Origin of the sequence: Bradyrhizobium sp. SZCCHNRI1009, from assembly GCF_032487575.1 — a bacterium.
Classification (GTDB): Bacteria; Pseudomonadota; Alphaproteobacteria; order Rhizobiales; family Xanthobacteraceae; genus Bradyrhizobium.
The window spans coordinates 435,404-454,941 of record NZ_JAUEUL010000004.1 but is presented as its reverse complement, the minus strand read 5'-3'; the positions used below and the strand labels follow the sequence as shown (position 1 = coordinate 454,941).

General features: G+C 66.7%; 17 protein-coding genes. 12 read left to right on the top strand and 5 right to left on the bottom strand.

Translation table 11 applies throughout. From position 1 onward, the window contains the following. Positions 1 to 651: 651 nt before the first annotated feature. Positions 652 to 1,107 carry a fasciclin domain-containing protein gene (locus tag QX010_RS10980; protein ID WP_316179440.1) on the top strand — a complete coding sequence of 152 codons (456 nt, stop codon included), beginning with the start codon at positions 652 to 654 and terminating at the stop codon, positions 1,105 to 1,107. 312 nt (positions 1,108 to 1,419) lie between these two features. Here QX010_RS10980 and QX010_RS10975 read toward each other — a convergent pair whose 3' ends face one another. Both QX010_RS10975 and QX010_RS10970 read right to left on the bottom strand, forming a co-directional pair. Continuing rightward, on the bottom strand, positions 1,420 to 2,559 hold the full coding sequence (locus tag QX010_RS10975) for an acyl-CoA dehydrogenase family protein (protein WP_316179409.1): 1,140 nt from the start codon (positions 2,557 to 2,559) through the stop codon (positions 1,420 to 1,422). A 145-nt stretch (positions 2,560 to 2,704) separates the two neighbouring features. Next, positions 2,705 to 3,889, bottom strand: a complete 1,185-nt coding sequence (locus tag QX010_RS10970) for an acyl-CoA dehydrogenase family protein (RefSeq protein WP_316179407.1) — start codon at positions 3,887 to 3,889, stop codon at positions 2,705 to 2,707. A 153-nt stretch (positions 3,890 to 4,042) separates the two neighbouring features. Between QX010_RS10970 and QX010_RS10965 the strand changes: the two genes are divergently transcribed. Further along, positions 4,043 to 4,588, top strand: coding sequence for a carboxymuconolactone decarboxylase family protein (locus tag QX010_RS10965; RefSeq protein ID WP_316179405.1), 546 nt, complete (start codon positions 4,043 to 4,045; stop codon positions 4,586 to 4,588). Between the two features lie 271 nt (positions 4,589 to 4,859). Here the strand turns inward: QX010_RS10965 and QX010_RS10960 are convergent, their stop codons facing one another. After that, positions 4,860 to 6,077 (bottom strand): MFS transporter, encoded by a 1,218-nt coding sequence (locus tag QX010_RS10960; protein WP_315801646.1) that lies wholly within the window; start codon positions 6,075 to 6,077, stop codon positions 4,860 to 4,862. Positions 6,078 to 6,286: 209 nt separating this feature from the next. On the opposite strand from QX010_RS10960, the gene QX010_RS10955 reads away from it, so the two are divergent. Further along, positions 6,287 to 8,353: a prolyl oligopeptidase family serine peptidase gene (locus QX010_RS10955; RefSeq protein WP_316179403.1), complete on the top strand. Its 2,067-nt coding sequence runs from the start codon at positions 6,287 to 6,289 to the stop codon at positions 8,351 to 8,353. A gap of 197 nt (positions 8,354 to 8,550) precedes the next feature. Here the strand turns inward: QX010_RS10955 and QX010_RS10950 are convergent, their stop codons facing one another. Then, on the bottom strand, positions 8,551 to 9,228 hold the full coding sequence (locus QX010_RS10950; RefSeq protein WP_316179401.1) for a DUF938 domain-containing protein: 678 nt from the start codon (positions 9,226 to 9,228) through the stop codon (positions 8,551 to 8,553). 188 nt (positions 9,229 to 9,416) lie between these two features. Here QX010_RS10950 and soxX point away from each other — a divergent pair, with 188 nt between their 5' ends. The 9 genes from soxX (at position 9,417) to QX010_RS10905 (ending at position 18,607) form a co-directional block, all read left to right on the top strand. Next, complete coding sequence (gene soxX, locus QX010_RS10945; RefSeq protein WP_316179438.1) at positions 9,417 to 9,710, top strand: sulfur oxidation c-type cytochrome SoxX; 294 nt, start codon at positions 9,417 to 9,419, stop codon at positions 9,708 to 9,710. 18 nt (positions 9,711 to 9,728) lie between these two features. Continuing rightward, positions 9,729 to 10,223: a thiosulfate oxidation carrier protein SoxY gene (gene soxY, locus QX010_RS10940; protein ID WP_316179399.1), complete on the top strand. Its 495-nt coding sequence runs from the start codon at positions 9,729 to 9,731 to the stop codon at positions 10,221 to 10,223. Positions 10,224 to 10,238: 15 nt separating this feature from the next. Next, positions 10,239 to 10,550: a thiosulfate oxidation carrier complex protein SoxZ gene (gene soxZ / locus QX010_RS10935; RefSeq protein ID WP_315801650.1), complete on the top strand. Its 312-nt coding sequence runs from the start codon at positions 10,239 to 10,241 to the stop codon at positions 10,548 to 10,550. Next, complete coding sequence (soxA, locus tag QX010_RS10930; RefSeq protein WP_316179398.1) at positions 10,547 to 11,395, top strand: sulfur oxidation c-type cytochrome SoxA; 849 nt, start codon at positions 10,547 to 10,549, stop codon at positions 11,393 to 11,395. The genes soxZ and soxA overlap by 4 nt, the downstream gene beginning before the upstream one ends. Positions 11,396 to 11,418: 23 nt before the next feature. Then, positions 11,419 to 11,721 carry a hypothetical protein gene (locus QX010_RS10925; RefSeq protein ID WP_316179396.1) on the top strand — a complete coding sequence of 101 codons (303 nt, stop codon included), beginning with the start codon at positions 11,419 to 11,421 and terminating at the stop codon, positions 11,719 to 11,721. 137 nt (positions 11,722 to 11,858) lie between these two features. After that, complete coding sequence (gene soxB / locus QX010_RS10920; RefSeq protein WP_316179395.1) at positions 11,859 to 13,610, top strand: thiosulfohydrolase SoxB; 1,752 nt, start codon at positions 11,859 to 11,861, stop codon at positions 13,608 to 13,610. Positions 13,611 to 13,715: 105 nt separating this feature from the next. Then, complete coding sequence (locus QX010_RS10915) at positions 13,716 to 14,753, top strand: MBL fold metallo-hydrolase (RefSeq protein WP_316179393.1); 1,038 nt, start codon at positions 13,716 to 13,718, stop codon at positions 14,751 to 14,753. 457 nt (positions 14,754 to 15,210) lie between these two features. Further along, complete coding sequence (locus QX010_RS10910; protein WP_315801655.1) at positions 15,211 to 16,434, top strand: MFS transporter; 1,224 nt, start codon at positions 15,211 to 15,213, stop codon at positions 16,432 to 16,434. Positions 16,435 to 16,888: 454 nt separating this feature from the next. After that, the gene (locus QX010_RS10905) at positions 16,889 to 18,607 is read left to right on the top strand and encodes an N-acyl-D-amino-acid deacylase family protein (RefSeq protein ID WP_316179391.1); all 1,719 of its coding nucleotides are present in this window, start codon (positions 16,889 to 16,891) and stop codon (positions 18,605 to 18,607) included. Positions 18,608 to 18,611: 4 nt separating this feature from the next. Here QX010_RS10905 and QX010_RS10900 read toward each other — a convergent pair whose 3' ends face one another. Continuing rightward, complete coding sequence (locus tag QX010_RS10900) at positions 18,612 to 19,466, bottom strand: tetratricopeptide repeat protein (protein ID WP_316179389.1); 855 nt, start codon at positions 19,464 to 19,466, stop codon at positions 18,612 to 18,614. Between the last annotated feature and the right edge of the window lie 72 nt (positions 19,467 to 19,538).

Sequence of the window (19,538 nt, the reverse complement as noted above, 5' to 3'; positions counted from 1 at the left end):
GTGGCGCGCCTTCGCGCCAGCCTTGAGGCCGGCCGATCACCGGTCTACAAAAAAGACAGTTGCTCCCCGGTGTCCGGCCTGTTAGCCACCGTCGTCGTTCGGGATCACTCCCATCGACTTGACGCCAGCATCGGGGCGCCAGGACCACGCGCTTTTACGTCCGCATCGTCATCGTTCGTCGGCGCGATCTCGCGCGCTGCGATCCGATGCGTCCATCGCGTCGCCGGCCCACGTTTCGTAACGATCGCGAAGCGTCCCTCTTGCGGGCCGTGACGGCGGTAAATGTGCGGCTGATTTGCCCGACGACACAACGCCCGTCGGGTTGCGACAAAATGGCACGACGGGCAATGCGGATGCTCCTGCAAAGCAATTAGTCCCGCGGATTCATGGCTCTCGGACGCACTGCCCTGCAGGCCTCAGAGGCGGCTCACGAGTTCGTGAACTCATCCTCAAATCCATCCGAACGCAGCGATCGTAACGAGCCTGACCAATCCGGTCGGGGTGATGCGACCTGGAGGACAGGGCGAACAGGGGCCGCAAATCCCTTTTGCGCATCAACCAACTCATTAGTTCAGTTCACAGGGAAAAATTCGAATGACGCTGGGAATCCGTTCGTTCGTGGCCGGCGCGTTGATGCTGGGCGCGCTCTCCATGTCCGCCACCGCCGCTCGTGCGGCCGATATCGTCGACACTGCCGTCGGTGCAGGCCAGTTCAAGACGCTGGTGGCGGCCGCCAAGGCCGCAGGCGTCGTGCCGGTGCTGAAGAGCAAGGGCCCGTTCACCGTGTTCGCCCCGACGGACGCGGCGTTCGCCGCGCTGCCGCCGGGCACCGTCGAGGATCTGCTCAAGCCGAAGAACAAGGCCAAGCTCGCCGCGATCCTCAAGTACCACGTGATTCCCGGCGCGGTGAAGGCCGGCGACGTCGCCGGCAAGAAGCTCAGCGTGAAGACCGCGCAGGGCCAGAAGGTCGATATCGACGGCACCTTCTTCGGCGTGCAGGTCAACGACGCGCATGTGGTGCAGGCCGACGTCATGGCCTCGAACGGCGTCATCCACGTCATCGACAAGGTGCTGCTGCCACCGGCGAAGTCGGCGACGCATCATTGATGCGACGAGGGCGCGCCATCGGTGATGGCGCGCTCTTTGTCAGTGATCTCTGAGATCGCGACGTTGAAGATCGCGGGGACGCAAATGGCCGATGAGGGCCGATATCGTCCCAACAACATCGGTGTCGTCCCGGCCTTGAGCCGGGACCCATAGCCACCGTCCGGGATTTGGCGAAGGCTGAAGCTGCCAGCGCGGGTCACCACGTCATCCTGTGGTTATGAGTCCCGGCGTTCGCCGGGACGACGGCGCTGGGTGTGGCACGGGTTGGGCCGTACCTGTGGAGAGAGTGATGTCTCGCGAGCGCAGCCTTATTCAATACCCCCTCAGCTGCGCCAATTGCGCCGCGTGGTAGTTGGCGTCGCCGAACATCTCCTCGCAGACGCGGGCGCGCTTCATGAAGAAGCCAATGTCGAACTGGTCGGTCATGCCCATGCCGCCATGCATCTGCACGCCCTCCTGGACGGCGCGGGTCGCGGTCGTGCCGGCGCGTGCCTTGGCGACCGCCACGGCCGCCGGCGCGCCGGCAGGATCGGCATCGAGCGCCTGCAGCGCCTTCAGCACGGCGGCGCGCGTGATCTCGATCTCAATGTAGAGCTGCGCGGCACGATGCTGCAGCGCCTGAAATTCGCCGATCGCCTTGCCGAACTGCTTGCGCTCCTTGAGATAGGCAACGGTGCGGCCGAACACCTCCTCGCTCAGTCCCACCATCTCGGAGGCAACCGCGCCGCGGCCGAGATCGAGCACGGCGCTGAGCGTGGCAGCGCCCCCATCGACCTCGCCGAGCACGTGATCCGCGGTGACCTCGACATTGTCAAAGTTGATGCGCGCGGCGTTGTGCGCGTCGACCATGATGGTGCGCTCGATCGCCACGCCCTTGGCCTTGGGATCGACCAGGAACAGCGTGAGGCCATCGCGCTCGCCGGGCGCGCCGGCGCTGCGGCCGACGACCAGCAGGAGATCGGCGACATGGCCGTCGACCACCATCGCCTTGGCACCGCTGAGCTTGAAGCCGTTGCCGGAGCGCGCGGCCTGCAGCGTTGTGTGCAGCGGACGATGTTTCGCACCCTCGTCCAACGCCAGCGCGGCGAGCAGCGCACCGTTGGCGATCTTCGGCAGATACTCCGACTTCTGGGCGGCCGAGCCGGCGCGGGTGAGCGCCGAGGCTGACAGCACGGCAGTGGCGAAAAACGGCGACGGCATCAAGGTGCGGCCGATCTCCTCCATCACGACGCCGGCTTCGACCGCGCCGAGGCCGGAGCCGCCGTGCTCTTCCGGCACGAGCAGTCCGGCAAAGCCCATCTCGGCGAAGGTGGCCCAGAGCTCCCTGGAGAAGCCGGTCTCGTCTCTGACGTCACGCAGCTTGCGCAGGTGCGACACCGGCGCCTTGTCGTTGATCAGCCCGCGCGCGCTGTCGCGCAGCATGGATTGTTCTTCGGTGAGGAGGAGAGGCATGGGGTGTTTCCAAGAATTTTGTTTGTTGGATGCGGGCTCTCTCCACTCGTCATGCCCGGGCTTGACCCGGGCATCCATGTCTCACGTCACGAGGAAAGACGTGGATGGCCGGGTCAAGCCCGGCCATGACGGAGAGAGTGATGAACTACGCCCCCGGCAGATCGAGGATGCGCTTGGCGACGATGCCGAGCATGACCTCGGAGGTGCCGCCTTCGATCGAGTTGGCCTTGGTGCGGAGCCAGGCGCGCGGGCGGGCGCCTTCATGGGAGCGTTCGCTCTCCCATTCCAGCGCGTCGATGCCGCCGGCCGACATCAACAGCTCATACCGGCGCTTGTTGAGCTCCGTACCGTAATACTTCATCGCCGAGGAGAACGCCGGATGGCCCTGCCCCGCCTTGGCGAGATCGACCATGCGCTCGGCGGCCGCCGCGAGCGCCGCCTCGTCGACATCGAAGGTCGCGATCTCGGCGCGCAGCAGCGCGTCGTCGAGACGGCCCTGCCCGTCGCTGCCGACGGAGTCGGCCGCGACCTGGCCGAGCGGCCGGCTGCCCCCGCGCTCGCCCATGCCCGAGATCATCGCGCGCTCGTGTTGCAGCAGGTACTTCGCAACGTCCCAACCACGGTTGACGGTGCCGAGCACGTTCGCCTTGGGCACCCGGACATTGTCGAAGAAGGTCTCGCAGAACGGCGAGCGGCCGGAGATCAGGAGAATCGGCTTGGTCGACACGCCCTTCGACGTCATGTCGAACAGGATGAAGCTGATGCCGTCATGCTTCTTCGCCGCGGGGTCGGTGCGCACCAGGCAGAAGATCCAGTCGGCGTAGTTGGCGTAGGAGGTCCAGATCTTCTGGCCGTTGATGATGTAGTCATCACCATCGCTCTCGGCGCGGGTCTGCAACGAGGCGAGATCGGAGCCGGCGTTCGGCTCGGAATAGCCCTGGCACCAGCGGATCAGGCCGGCGGTGATCTTGGGCAGGTGCTCGCGCTTCTGGTCGTCGGTGCCGTATTTCAGCAGCGCCGGCCCGAGCATCGAGATGCCGAACGAGGTGATCGGCGCGCGCGCCCCGATCGCCGCCATCTCCTGGCGCACGATCTTGGCCTCCTCGCCGTCGAGGCCGCCGCCGCCGTATTCTTTCGGCCAGTGCGGCACGGTCCAGCCCTTGTCGCGCATGCGCTCAAACCAGATGCGCTGCGGCTCGGAGGAGAATTTCGCATTGCGGCCGCCCCAGAACGTATCCTCCTCGGAGGTCATCGGCCGGCGCATCTCCGGCGGACAATTGGCCTCCAGCCAGGCCCGCGTTTCGCGGCGGAATGTGTCGAGATCGGCCATGCCAGGTCCTCACGCGTTTCCATGATTGCTGTCGTTGGCAAGACCTAACCTCAGCGCTTGGCGGAATTCAACATCGATGTCGCCGCGGGCACCCTCGCCTTGCCGGGCGTTCTATGGTCATGATGCCGCCGCGTGAAATACGAGGAAACGAACATGCGCCTGAAACTTCTTTCGCCTGGCGAAATGAGCGCCGACCAGCGCCAGACCTACGACGAGTCGATCGCCAGCAAGCGCGGCTCGCCGCCGCCGCCGATGATGGCCTGGCTCAACAGTCCCGAGATGGCGCGGCATGCAACACGGCTCGGCGCCTTCCTGCGCTACGACACGGTGTTTCCCGCAGCATTGTCGGAGATCGCGATCCTGGTGACGGCGCGGCACTGGACCGCGCATTACGAATGGTACGCGCACAAGCGCCTCGCGCTGGCCGGCGGATTGGACATCAGGATCATCGACGCCATCCGCGACCGCCGCACGCCGGAGTTCTCCGATCCCAAGGCGAAAGTGATCTACGACGTCGCCAAGTCGCTGCATGAGGGCCATGGGCTGACGGATGCGCTCTACAAGGACGCGATCGCAACGCTCGGCGAGCGCGGCGTCGTCGAGATCATCGGCCTCTGCGGCTACTACACGATGGTCTCGATGACGCTGAACACGTTCGAGTTCGATCTGCCGGAGGGCGAGGTTTCGGAGTTGAAGTGACCCAAATCGCTCGAGTGCGCATAGTAGCGCGCTGCCCATGACTGCGCCCTCTCCCCTTGTGGGAGAGGGCTACACAGACGTCAGCGACGAACTCACTCGGGTGAGGGGTTCGTGCCACATATTCAGGTCTGAGCCCGGGGCGACCCCTCACCCGGCTTTCATGCTGCGCATGAAAGCCACCCTCTCCCACAAGGGGAGAGGGTGCACCACCCGTGCCGCTTGATACTCAGCATTCTCGTAGAAGTACCTGCTAGTCTAACTCCGCCAAACGTCAGCCCGCCGCCGCCTCGCGGCGCTTCGACGACCACACCAGCGCGAGCACGCACAGGCCCAGCAGCACCGGCGGGAACACCACGAGGTTCACCGCCGACCAGCCGAAATGGGCGAGCAACTGGCCCGAGGAGAACGAGCCCAGCGCCATCAGGCCGAAGATCAGGAAATCGTTGAACGCCTGCACCTTGTTGCGCTCGGCGGACGTATGCGTCTCCAGCACCAGGGCGGAGGCGCCGACGAAGCCAAAATTCCAGCCGACGCCGAGCATGACCAGTGTGGCCCAGAAGTGCATCGCGGTCAGGCCGGACAGGCCGATGACGGCCGCGACCGCTTCGAGCCCCAGGCCCAGCGCGACGATGGCCGGCGCACCGAAGCGCGCGATCAGCGACCCCGTGAAGAAGCTCGGGCCGTACATCGCGACGATGTGCCATTGCAGGCCGAAATTGGAATCCGACACCGTCAGCCCGCACATCTGCATCGCCAGCGGCGCCGAGGTCATCACCAGGTTCATCACCGGATAGGCGATGGTGCCGCACAGCGCGGCTGCGATGAAGCGCGGCTGGCGCACGATCTCTGACAGCGGCCGGCCGCCATGCAGATCGGCAGCTTCAGGCTTCGGCAGATCGACGCCGGCCACGATCCCCATCGCGACCAGCGCGACCGCCGCCTGGATCAGATAGCTGAACGCGAACAGATAGGGCTGCCAGACGTCCATGGTCCATTGCACGAGCTGTGGACCGAGCAGACCGGCGAAGATGCCGCCTGCCATCACCCACGACACCGCCTTGGGCCGGAACGCGGCGCTGGCGCCGTCGGCAGCAGCGAAGCGATAGGATTGCGCGACCGCGCCATAGAGGCCGCCGAGGAACGTCGCCAGGCAGAACAGTGCGAACGAGCCGCGCAGAATCGCGAGGCAGCCGAGCACGCCGGTGACGGCGCCGCAGCCGGTACCGATGAGGAAGGCCGCCCGGCGGCCATAGCGCCGCGAGATCGCGCCGGTCGGCAGGGTGCCGGCGGCGAGGCCGACGACGTACATCGAGATCGGCACCGTCGCGAGCCCGATGTTCGGGGCAATGGTGACGCCGACGATCGCGCCGGTCGCGAAGATCACGGCCGAGTTGGCGCCGGTCAGCGCCTGGGCGGCCGCGAGCCGCGCCACGTTGCGGCGAGCGCGGGCATCATCGGAAGTGTCTTCGCTCACGGTCAGATCGATCATCTCAGGTATCCGGGGGCGTGGCGCGCACGCTTCGCCTTGCTGGTTCAGCCGCACTATTGGGGGAAGCACGCGCCCGAGGCAACGGGCGCGAACGGAGACAAGCCATGCGGCAGCGGCCGCGCCACCGAGCGTGATTCGACACTCCCGACCCGCCCGGCTAATCAAGCCGACGGTATTCTCGCGTCAACGGCGCCCGCGGAGCTTGAGCCATGTCAATCGACGATCGTCCGACCATCGCGGCGCCCGATGACGATCCGTATCTGTGGCTCGAGGAGATCGACGGCGAGCGCGCGCTCGCCTTCGTCGCGGCGCAGAACCAGCGCACGCTCGCCGCGTTCGGCGATGCGGCCTTCGCACGCGACCGCGACGCACTAGCTGCCATTCTGGACCGGCCCGACAACATCCCGTTTGTGAGCCGACGCGGCGGGCTGCTGTACAATCAATGGAAGGATGCGGCGCATCCGCGCGGCTTGTGGCGGCGTACGACGCTGACGGAGTTCCGCAAGGCGCAACCGCAATGGGAGGACCTGCTCGACATCGACCGACTCGCCGCCGACGAAGGCGAGGACTGGGCACTGAACGGAGTCTCGAGCCTGCCGCCGGCCCATGAGCACGCCATCCTGAGCCTGTCACGCGGCGGCAGCGACGCCGTGGTGCTGCGCGAGTTCGACCTCGCGGCGAAGCGCTTTGTCACGGGCGGCTTCACGCTCTCGGAGGCCAAGGGCAGCGCCGCCTGGCTCGATGCCGACACGCTGCTGCTGGCGAGCGCGTTCGGCCCGGGCATGGCGACGCCGTCCGGCTACGCCCGGACGGTGCGGCGCTGGCGGCGCGGCCAGCCGGTCGAGCAGGCGGAGGTGATCTTCAGCGCCGAAGGCAGCCAGTCGACATGGGTGCATGTCGGCGTCGATCGCAGCGTCGCGCCGGCACGGGTGTGGTTCGCCGAGGGCATCGACTTCTTCAACCAGCATCTCTGGCTCGGCGACGGCGACGGCGCGCGGACCAGGCTCGATCTGCCGACCGACTGCTGGATGTCGGCGCATGGCGACTGGATGGCCATCAAGCTGCGCCAGCCCTGGAGCCTCGGCGAGGTCACCCATCCTGCGGACGTGGTGCTCGGTCTCCGGCTGTCGGCATTCCTTGCCGGGCGCTGCGATTTCACCCGCGTGTTCGAGCCCGCGCCGCGACGCGCGCTGCAGGGCCTGTCCTGGGCCGGCGGCCGGCTGGTGCTGTCGATCCTTGACGAGCTCAGGGCCAGGTTCGAGGTGTGGACGCCGTCGCAGGAGGCGTGGAGCTGCGAGCGGCTGCCCGGCCTGCCGGAGATCGCGACCGTGGACGTCTGGCGCCTGGACACCGACGAGGCGGAAAGCAACGGCGACCTGCTCGCCAATGTCCAGGATCCGCTGACGCCGCCGTCGCTGCAACTGATCGAGGGCTTCGCTGCACCCGTGATCCTGAAGCAGGCTCCTCGCACCTTCGCCGCCGAGGGCCACGTCGTCACACGGCACGAGGCGATCTCGGTGGATGGCGAGCGCATTCCCTACACCCAGACCGGACCGGCCGAGCTGACCGGCGACGCGCCGGTGCACATGAGCGCCTATGGCGGCTTCGGTCACACGCTGCGTCCGGCCTACAATGCGGCACTGGGCAAGCTGTGGCTCGAGCGCGGCGGCACGCTGGTCGAGGCCAACATCCGCGGCGGCGGCGAATTCGGCACCGCCTGGCACGACGCCGGCCGCTATGCCGGCAAGCGGCTCGCGCATGATGATTTCGCCGCGGTCGCCGCCGATCTCGTCCGCCGCGGCGTCACGGCGCCGAAGCGCATCGCGGCGCAAGGCGGCTCCAATGGCGGCATCCTGATCACCAACATGCTGGTGCGCTACCCCGAGCGCTTCGGCGCGCTGTTCTGCACCATCCCGCTGATCGACATGCGCCGCTATACCAAGCTGCTCGCCGGCGCGAGCTGGATCGCCGAATATGGCGATCCCGACCAGGACGCGGATTGGAGCTGGCTGCAGACCTATTCGGCCTATCACACCGCCACGCCCGGGCAGCCCTATCCGCCGATCCTGATCGCGACCACGCGGCGCGACGACCGCGTCCATCCCGGCCACGCCCGCAAGATGACCGCCAAGCTGCAGGCCATGGGCTACGACGCGTGGTTCTACGAACCCGCCGCCGGCGGCCATGGCTACGGCACCGACAACCGCGAGCGCGCCAGCTTCATCACACTCGGCACGCGGTTTCTCGCGCGGCATGTCGGGCTGGAGATGGCGTAGCGCCTACGCTCCGTTACCGTGCTGCCGGCCCCACCCACCGCTGTCGTCCCGGCGAACGCCGGGACCCATACTCCGCGGCAGGAGTTTGTCGCGAGGGCAGATGTCACGCCGATCTCGCGTCACAACTGGACCCTGTGGCTATGGGTCCCGGCGTTCGCCGGGACGACGGCGGAATTCGGAGCAGCGCCGTCGACAACTCACGACGTCCGACCGAACACCAGGATCATGTTGTTGGCCGGCATCTCCACCGTCTCGCGCAAGACGAGCCCGTTGCGCGCGGCGAGCGCGTCGAGATCGGTGATGTCGCGCACGCCCCAGTCCGGATCGCGCTCGCGCAGGGAGGTGTCGAACACGGCGTTGCTGACCGCGGTGTGCTTGCCGTCACGCTTGAACGGGCCGTAGAGCACCAGCACGCCGTCCGCCGACAGCGCCTGCCCGGCGCCGGCGAACAATCCCTCCGCCACCGCCCAGGGCGCGATGTGAATCACGTTGGCACAGAAAATCGCGGCGAGCTGCGACGGGCCGCCCGCGGCGCGGAACACTGCAGGCCAGCCGGGATCGGACAGGTCGATGCGCTGGGCGTCGCGGATGTTGGACCGCCCGGCATGCCGGCGCCACGCCGCGATGCTGGCGAGGTGGTTGGCGTTGAGATCGCTCGGCCACCACGTCAGGTCCGGGCGCTGGGAGGCGAAATGCACGACATGCTGGCCGGTGCCGCTGCCCGCCTCCAGCACGTCGCCGGTCTTGCCAGCCAGCAGCCGGCCCAGCACCGCCCAGATCGGCTGGTGGTTGCGGTGGAACGCGGCCGCGTCGAGCCGTCCGTCCGGTTCCACCGGCCGGCCGTCCCGGCCGAACTCCACGACATACTCCGCCATGCCCACTCTCCCGGCGCCAGATGAACGGCCTTCGTTAACCGCGTTGCGGCGGCCACCATAGCTGCATTGTCAGCCGATGGTCTTTATGCTTTGCAGCTCCTATATTACCGAGATCACCGAGACGTCGGAATTCCACCTTGATCACACCTGTCCTGCGTACCGCCCTGGCGATGGGGCTCTCGCTCGCCATGTCCATGGCCGCTCACGCCCAGTCCGGTGCCGCCGACGGCCAAAAGCTCGCCTTCGACCGCGGCAAGGGCAACTGCCTGACCTGCCACGAGATCAAGGGCGGCGACCTGCCGGGCTCGATCGGCCCGAAGCTGGAGAACCTCAAGGCGAGATACGACCGCGCCGAGCTGATCGCGATTCTCAACGACGAGACCAGGCGCAATCCGCTGACGGTGATGCCGCCGTTCGGCCGCAACCGCATCCTGACCGAGCAGGAAATCAGCGCCATCGTCGATTTCCTGCAGACCCTCTGATTCCGTTTGGAGACCGCCATGACTGCCTCGTTCGGCCCGTTGGCCCACCGCCGCCTGTTCCTGAAGGGCGCCGGCCTCGTCGCGCTGATCGGCCTCGGCAACGCCGTGCTGCATGCCGCGCCGGCCTTTGCCGCGACCAACGACAACAAATATCCGGAAGACGCCTTCAAGCAGAAGAACGCGGGCGACGCGGTCAAGGCGCTGTACGGCCGCGACCACGAAGCGTCCGACAAGATCAAGCTCGACGCGCCGGAGATCGCCGAGAACGGCGGCGTGGTGCCGATCGCGGTGACGACCACGCTGCCGAACGTCACCTCGATCGCTTTCATCGTCAGCGAGAATCCGTTCGCGCTGGCGGCGTCGTACCACATCCCCGACGGCACCGTGCCCGCGGTGGCGAACCGGCTCAAGATGGCCAAGACCTCCAACGTGATCGCGCTCGTCGAATCTGGCGGCAAGCTCTACAGCGCGACCAAGGAGGTCAAGGTCACCGTCGGCGGCTGCGGCGGCTAAGGTCAGGAGATCGTCATGGCATCGAGCATCCGCGTCCGCGCCGTCCTGAACGGCGACATCGCCGAGGTCCAGACCCTGATCCAGCACCCGATGGATACGGGCCTGGTCAAGGACGCCAAGGGAGAGCTGATCCCGGCGCACTACATCCAGCAGGTCACCTTCGTGCACAAGGACAAGACGGTGTTCCTGGCCGATTGGGGCACCGCGGTCTCGAAGGACCCCTATGTCAAGTTCGCCTTCAAGGGCGCGGCCAAGGGCGACGAGCTCAAGGTGAGCTGGGTCGACAGCAAGGGCGCGACCGACAGCCTGACGGCGACGATCCAATGAGGGCGCCGTGCCTCGCGCTGACTGTCGCGGCCGCGCTCGCTCTCGGCGCCTGCGGCGCCGCGGCCGCGGACAAGCCGAACCCGGCCGCCGACGCCAAGGCGTTCCAGGATTACTTCGTCAAGAAGTTCCCGAAGGTGGCGTTCGATGATTTCGTCAACGGGCCGTATTCGATGAACGCCGACATGCGCAAGCAATGGGAAGAGAAGGAGGAGTTCCCTCCTTACGAGTTCGCGCTCGATGCCGGCAAGGAGATGTTCGCCAAGCCGTTCAAGAACGGCAAGACCTATGCCGACTGCTTCCCGAACGGCGGCATCGGCATCCGCCAGAACTATCCCTATTTCGACGACAAGGAAGGCAAGGTCATCACGCTGGAGCTGGCGCTGAACCGCTGCCGCGAGGCCAATGGCGAGCAGCCCTACTCCTACGTCAAGGACGAGATGGCCTCGCTGACCGCCTACATGGCGTTCACCTCGCGCGGCAAGCGCTTCGACATCAAGATCCCCGATGACCCGCGGGCGCTCGAGGCGTTCGAGAAGGGCAAGGAGTATTTCTACACCCGCCGCGGCCAGCTGAACTTCTCCTGCGCGAGCTGCCATGTGCAGAGCCCGGGCGAGCGCATCCGCGCCGAGATCCTGGCGCCGGCGCTCGGCATCCTCAACGCGATGCCGATCTACCGCTCGGAATGGAGCGGCATGGGCACGATCAGCCGGCGCTTCGTCACCTGCAACAGCCAGACCCGCGCCGTGCCGCTGGAGCCGCAGTCGGACGAATACCGCAACCTCGAATATTATCTGTCCTACGTGTCGAACGGCCTGCCGGTTTCAGGACCGGGAGCGCGGCCATGAAAAATGTCACGATAGCAGGCGTCATGAAAAAGATCGTGTTCGCCATGATGGTATCCGCGGTCGGCGCCGGCTCCGCGCGGGCCGCGTCGGAGGCCGACTATCTCTCGGCGGTCGCGGCGGCCGAGAGCGCCAACAAGGGAGCCGGACGTCTGCGCAACCAATGGACCGTGACCCAGGCCGCACTCACCGCTGCGAAGAAGGCAGCGGATTCCGGCAATTTCGATTCTGCGCTGAAATCGGCGCAGGAGGCCGAGGCGCTCGCCAAGGCCTCGATCGTCCAGGCCACCAGCGAGAAGCAGCGCTGGAAGGACATGGAGATCCGCTAGAGCATGATCCGGAGACGTGGCAACCGGTTCTCCCTCGCGACAGCCGCCGAAGGCGTTTGCGCGGAGATCATGCTCACACAAAGGGATGGATCATGATGCGATTCCATGGAATCGCATCATGATCTAGAACGCTGGCCATGACGATGCGGCGCCGGGATTTTCTGAAAGTATCGGCTGTCGCGGCCATCGCCGCGCCGGCGCTGCTGCGCAGCGCGACCGCCGCCGACACCGTCAGCCTGTACGACATCGAGAAATTCGGCAACGCGCGCATCCTGCACATCACGGACACGCATGCGCAGCTGCGGCCGCTGTTGTTCCGCGAGCCCAGCGTCAATCTCGGCATCGGCGAGATGTGGGGACGGCCGCCGCATCTGGTCGAGCGCGCCTTCCTCGACCGCTACGGCATCCGGCCCGACAGCGCCGAGGCTTATGCCTTCACCTCGTTCGAGTTCGAGAAATACGCCGTTCGCTTCGGACGGATGGGCGGCTTCGCGCATCTGAAGACGCTGGTCGACAAGCTGCGCGCCGATGCCGGCGACCATCGCTCGGTGCTGCTCGATGGCGGCGACCTCTGGCAGGGCACCGGGCTCGCCAATGCGATGCGCGGCGCCGACATGGTGAGCGCGGCCAATTTGCTCGGCATCGACGCGATGACCGGGCATTGGGAGTTCACCTATGGCGAGGAGGCGCTGCGCGCCAACCTCGCCCGCTTCAAGGGCGAGTTCCTGGCGCAGAATGTGTTCCTGACCGAGGAGGCCGCGTTCAACGACGCCAAGGCGTTCGACCCCGGATCGGGGCGCGTGTTCAAGCCGGCCACCATCAAGGAGATCGGCGGCGCCCGCATTGCCGTGATCGGCCAGGCTTTCCCCTACGTGCCGATCGCGCATCCGCGCCGCTTCACGCCGGACTGGACGTTCGGCATCCGCGAGGAGGAGTTGCAGAAGCTGGTCGATGGCCTGCGCGGCGCCGACAAGGTCGATGCCGTGATCCTGCTGTCGCATAACGGCATGGATGTCGATCTCAAGCTCGCGAGCCGCGTCACCGGCATCGACGTCATCCTCGGCGGCCATACCCATGACGCGGTTCCGCAGCCGGTCGCGGTCAGCAACGCCAAGGGCGCGACCTTGGTCACCAATGCCGGCTCGAACGGCAAATTTCTCGCCGTGCTCGATCTCGATGTCGGCAAGGGCCGCGTCGCCGATGCACGCTACCGGCTGCTGCCCATCTACTCGGAGCTGCTGAAGCCCGATCCCGCGATGCAGGCGCTGATCGACCAGACGCAGCAGCCGCAGGTCGCGGCCTGGAGCGAGAAGCTCGCGACATCGGACCGGCTGCTGTACCGGCGCGGCAATTTCGAGGGCGCGACCGACGACCTGATCTGCGCGGCGCTGCGCCGCGAGCTCGACGCCGAGATTGCGCTGTCGCCCGGATTCCGCTGGGGTCCGACCTTGCTCGCCAACCAGTCCATCCTGCTGGAGGACGTGCTGGCGCAGACCGCCATCACCTATCCCGAGACCTATGTGCAGCGGATGACCGGCGCAGAGATCAAAGACGTGCTCGAGGACGTCTGCGACAATCTGTTCAACGCCGATCCCTATCTGCAGCAGGGCGGCGACATGGTGCGCACCGGCGGGCTGTCCTACCGCTGCGCGCCCGCCGAGCCGATCGGCCGCCGCATCTCCGATCTCACGCGCGACGATGGCCGCCCGCTCGACGCGCGCAAGAGCTACAAGGTCGCCGGCTGGGCCTCGATGAACGCGCAAGACGGCAAGCCGGTGTGGGACGTGGTCGCCAACCACCTGCGCGACGGTCAGCTGGTGCTGGTCGGAACCAACAAGGTCACGCTCTCGGGCGTCGACGGCAATCCCGGATTTGCATCGCAATCGTGACCGCGGATGGCGCGGTGCAATCCGGCCTGCCGAGCGTCCGCCGCATTGGTGACATCGGGCCGATCGTGCTAATGCCACGACGATCCTGATCGAAAGGAGGCGCCGATGATCTTCCGCCAATTGTTCGACAGCGTCTCCGGCACCTACAGCTACATCCTTGCCAGCCGCACCGGCGGCGAGGCTGTCATCATCGATCCCGTGCTGGAGAAGGTCGACCGCTACTGCCAGCTGTTGCGTGAGCTCGATTTGCGCCTGGTGAAGGCCGTCGACACCCACCTGCATGCGGATCACGTCACCGGCCTCGGCGCTTTGCGCGACCGCACCCATTGCGTCACCATCATGGGCGAGCAGACCAAGGCCGATGTCGTGGCGATGCGCGTCAGCGAGGGCGACCGGATCGCGATCGAGGGCATCAGCCTGGACGTGATGTACACGCCCGGGCACACCGACGATTCCTATAGTTTCTCGATGGGCGACCGCGTCTTCACCGGCGACACGCTGCTGATCCGAGGCACCGGCCGCACCGATTTCCAGAACGGCGATGCGCGGCAGCAGTACGACTCCATCTTCAACAGGCTGCTGCGGCTGCCCGACGACACGCTGGTCTATCCCGCGCACGACTACAAGGGCGACACCGTCTCCACCATCGGCGAGGAGCGCCGCTACAATCCGCGCCTGCAGGTCAAGTCGGTCGACGACTACGTCGCGCTGATGGCGAATCTGAAGCTGCCGAACCCGAAGATGATGGATGTCGCGGTGCCCGCCAACATGCGCGTCGGGCTGCATCAGGAGGAACTGGCGAAGCAGGGCCTGTCGCTGTCGGCACGTGAGGCGATCGAATGCCTGGGACGTCCCGACGTGCTGCTGGTCGATCTGCGCGAGGCCGCCGAGCGCGCCAAGCACGGCACGCTGTCCGGCGCGCTGCACGCGCCCTATCCTGCGATCGCCGACAATCTCAAGCCCGGCGGCATGCTGCGCGAGGTCGCCGCCGCCACCGGCCGCCGCATCGTGTTCTTCTGCGCCTATGGCGAGCGCTCGGCGATGGCCGTGCAGACCGCGCAAGCGGCGGGGCTTGCGAATACGGCACATATCGAGGGCGGACTGGACGCGTGGAAGAAGGCCGGCGGACCGGTGGTGCCGTAGGGAGTTACGCTCTCGCTCTCCTCTCCCACCTTTCGGCAGCCTTCGACCGCGCCCCACACTCGCTGTCGTCCCGGGCAAGACCGTTGACGCGAAGCGTCAGCGGGCGCCGACCCGGGACCCATACCGCGTGATCCGTCTTGAGGCAGGCTGCGTGTTGCACGACTCGCGCAACAAACATCCGCCGGTGGTTATGGGTCCCCGCGTTCGCGGGGACGACACCTGTGGTGGGGACACACCGTGCCTTTCTGCCCACAACCCCGGAACGGCGGCGGGTGACTTGCCGCCCCTCGGCCGCCGGCCATCCCGCGCAGGTGCCATGCGCGGGCGTTCATGGACAATGAACCGCAATCCGATAGTGTGGCGTTGTGTCGCGCGCCTCTGTTTAGGCAGCATCGGCGGTTTGCCGGCAACGCGTCCTCTTTTCCATCGCTGACGACCGGAGCCACACGGATCGACCATGGCTGACGTTCTCGCCGCACCGCAACATGTCCGTGCTCCGGTCCGGGCCGCCTCCCCGCTGCGCACGCTGGCGCTGATCTCGCTGGCGCATTGGGTCAGCCACCTGCACATGCTGGTGCTGCCGATGCTGTTTCCCTACCTCAAGGAGAAGCTCGGCGTCGGCTATGTCGAGCTCGGCTTTCCGCTCACCGTGTTCGCTGTGGTGTCGGCGCTAACGCAGGCCCCGGTCGGCTATCTCGTCGACCGCGCCGGCGCCCGCCGCATCCTGCTGCTCGGCCTCACGCTCGGCGGCCTGTCGCTGGCGCTGCTCGGGTTCTACCTGACCTACACGAGCCTCGTCGTCTCGGCGGTGCTGCTCGGCCTCGCCAACGCGGTCTACCATCCCTCGGACTATGCCCTGCTGTCGGCCCACATGGACGAGAAGCGGATGGGCCGCGCCTTCGGCGTGCACACCTTCGCCGGCTATCTCGGCGGCGCGGTCGCGCCCGCCGTGATGGCGGCGCTGGTCACCACCGTCGGCGGCTCCGGCGCGCTGATCGCGGCCGGCCTGGTCGGACCGCTCGCGGCGCTGCTGCTGCTCGTCGGCAACGTGCCCGAGGTGCCGCCGCATCCGCACCACACCGCTGCCGATGGCAGCAAGGCGAAGCAGCCCAGCCTGCTGACGCCGATGCTGATGCTGCTAACCGTGTTCTTCATGCTGCTCAGCCTGTCCAACGCCGGCATCGCCAGCTTCGGCGTGGTCGCGTTCATGAACGGCTACGGCATCTCGTTCTCGACCGCCAATATCGCGCTGACCGCATTCCTCGGCGCCAGCGCCGTCGGCGTGCTCGCCGGCGGCCAGCTCGCCGACCGCATCAGGCATCACAACCTGGTCGCGGCCGTCGCCTATGCGATCAACGCCGTGCTGGTGCTGATGATCACTTTCATCAACCTGCCAACCGTGCTGCTCACGGCGATTATGCTGGTCGCCGGCTTCATGAGCGGCGTGATCGCGCCGTCGCGCGACATGCTGGTGCGCAACGCCGCCCCTCCGGGCGCCGCCGGCCGCGCCTTCGGCATCGTCTCCACCGGCTTCAACTTCGCCGGCGTGGTCAGTCCGCTGCTGTTCGGCTGGATCATGGACATGAACGCGCCCCGTTGGGTGTTCGGCGCCTCGGTCGTGTTCATGCTGCTGACCATCGTGCTGGCGTTCTTCACCGAGCCGAAGAAGGCCAAGGCGTAGTTGTCGACGTAGGGTGGGCAAAGCGAAGCGCGCCACCATTTGTCACCGACACCACAGCTACCAACGGTGGGCACGCAACGCCTGATGGCGTCGCTTTGCCCACCCTAGGGACAGTAAGCTATTAGTTCGTCCGCGCTGCCCGATGCAGCGCCCTCTCCCCTTGTGGGAGAGGGCATCGCCGGCGCATCGGCGCACTCCGTCGGGTGAGGGGTCTCTCTCGGCGAAGGAAGCTGGCGGAGAGAGACCCCTCACCCGACCGAGCTTGCTGATCTGTCCTACATGCCCTCTCCCACAAGGGGAGAGGGCGCAATGATGAGCACCTCTGATAGTTGCGCGACGCTTGAGACGCGCATTCCACCTCTCCATGCAACGCTGATGTCTCTTCCCGCGTGTTGACATCATCGTGCATGCATCGATGATGTCCCGATAATGACAATATCGGGGAAGACACGCCATGACCCAGCCAGATCTCGTGATCCGCGGTGGAACCGTTGCCGATGGCTCGGGCGGCGAGCTGCGTGAGGCGGATGTTGCAATCGCGGACGGCCGCATCCTCGAGGTTGGCAAGGTCACAGCCTCAGGCCGCGAGGAGATCGACGCGCATGGCAAGCTGGTCACGCCCGGCTTCGTCGACGTCCACACCCATTACGACGGCCAGGTCACCTGGAGCCACGACATCTCGCCGTCGTCGCAGAACGGCGTCACGTCAGCGATCATGGGCAATTGCGGCGTCGGCTTCGCGCCGTGCCGGCCGGCCGATCATCAGCGGCTGATCCAGTTGATGGAGGGCGTCGAAGACATTCCCGAGCCGGTGCTCGAGGCCGGCATTCCCTGGGAATGGGAGAGCTTTCCGGACTACATGGAGTGGCTGGGCAAGCGTGAATTCGATCTCGACATCGGCGCGCAACTGCCGCATGCGGCGCTGCGCGTCTATGTGATGGGCGAGCGCGGCGCGCGGCGGGATCCCGCCACTGCCGACGACAACCGCGCGATGGCGGCGCTGGCGCGCGACGCGGTCAAGGCCGGCGCGCTCGGCTTCTCGACCTCGCGCACGCTCAACCACCGGACCTCGACCGGCGACTACACGCCGACCTTGAAGGCCGGCGAGGACGAGCTGACGACGATCGCGCAGGCCATGCACGGCGCCGGCCGCAGCGTGCTGCAATTCGTACTCGACATTTCAACCATCCATGAAGACCTGCCGATGATGCTGCGCATTGCCGAGGCAACGAAATGCCCGATCTCGTTCTCGGTGACGCAGAACGACCGCGCGCCGCAGCGCTGGCGGCAGACGCTGGCCGAGATCAACGCCGCCGCTGCGCGCGGCCTGTCGGTAACGGCGCAGATCGCGGCGCGGCCGGTCGGGCTGCTGCTCGGGCTGGAGCTGTCGCGCAACCCGCTGCAGACGCATCCGAGCTATCAGGCGATCGCGCATCTGCCGCTGGCGGAGCGCGTCACCCGGATGCGCGATCCGCAGGTTCGCGCGGCGATCCTGAGCGAGCAGGCCAGCGCGACCGACGACCCGCTGTTCTTCAAGCCGAACTACGACAAGATGTACCTGCTCGGCGATCCGCCCGACTATGAGCAGCCGCCCGAGCGGTCGCTCGGCGCCCAGTCCCGCGCCCGCGGCTGTCGCCCCGAGGAACTGGCCTATGACGCGATGCTGACGGACGGCGGGCGCGGCATGCTCTACGTGCCGTTCCTCAACTATTCCGACGGCAATCTCGATGCCACCTACGAGATGCTGCGTGACCCGCGCAGCGTGCCCGGCCTCAGCGATGGCGGCGCGCATTGCGGCATCATCTGCGATGCCAGCTTCCCGACCTATCTGCTCACGCACTGGACCCGCGACCGCAAGCGCGGCGACAGACTGTCGATTCCCTTCGTCGTCGCCGCGCAGTCGCGCAAGACCGCACTCTCCGTCGGCCTCGACGATCGCGGCCTGATCGCGCCGGGCTACAAGGCGGACGTCAACGTCATCGACTACGACCGGCTGCACCTGCATCCGCCGAAGGTGCATTACGACCTGCCGGTCGGCGGCCGCCGCCTGATGCAGGAGGTCGACGGCTACGACGCGACGATCGTGTCCGGCGTGGTCACGCGGCGCTACGGCGAGGCCACCGGCGCACGACCGGGACGGCTGGTCAGGGGGGGGGCGCGCCGTGTGAGCTGAGACATCAACTGGCCGCGGCGACCGTCTCGGCGAGCCTTGCAAGCTCGGATCGTGCGGCCGAGTATTCGTTGAACCATGGCGGCAACGAGCGCAGGGCGATTTCGAGTGCTCTTGCGGCCTCGTCGTGGCGGCCGTTCAACAGATGCCACTCACCGATGTAGAAATAGGCTTCAGCCTGTTCGGGAGCCGTTGCGGTCGCATTCAGCACCTGCTGCGCCGTCGAACGCTCCATCAGCAGATCGAACACCGGTCCAGGCCACTGCGCCGCAGTCCAGCGCGATGCGACAGCGGCGAGGTCCGGCCTGGCGCGCCCCGACAACCAGGCGAGCGACAGGTAAAGAAACAGAACCGCATAGGGATCGAACTCGAGCGCGAGCGATCTTTCCATGTCCGCTGCCGCGGCATCGAACCTGCCGCGGCAAAACTGGATATAGCCACGCCCCCTCTGCATGATGGGGTCATTGGGTGCGAGGCCGATCGCCGTCGTGCTCTCGACGATCGCGCGATCCGAATCGCCCTTCACGTGATGAAGGAACGCGAGTTCGCCATGAGCCGCGGCGACCCTGGGGTCGAGAGCGAGAGCTCGCGTCTGGTCATCAAAGGCGCCGTCGAAGTCGCCAAGGAGTTTCCGCGACACGCCCCGGGCGCCGAATGTCTGCGCGTTCGGCTTCAGCTTGAGGGCCAGGCCGAAATCCGCGATCGAACTGGCGTGGCTTCCCATGCCCTGAAGGGCGACGCCACGATTATGGTAGGCGTAATAGTTGCGCGGGTTGAGCTGGATCACCTTGCTGAAGTGGAGGATGGCGCCTGGGAAGTCCTCGATCTTCAGGCATCGCGCACCGCGCCAGTAGTGCAGCATATGATAGAATAGGCGCATCGTGCAGGACCTCAGCAAGGATGAATGCGAGGCCGCCTCCTGATGACCCCCGGC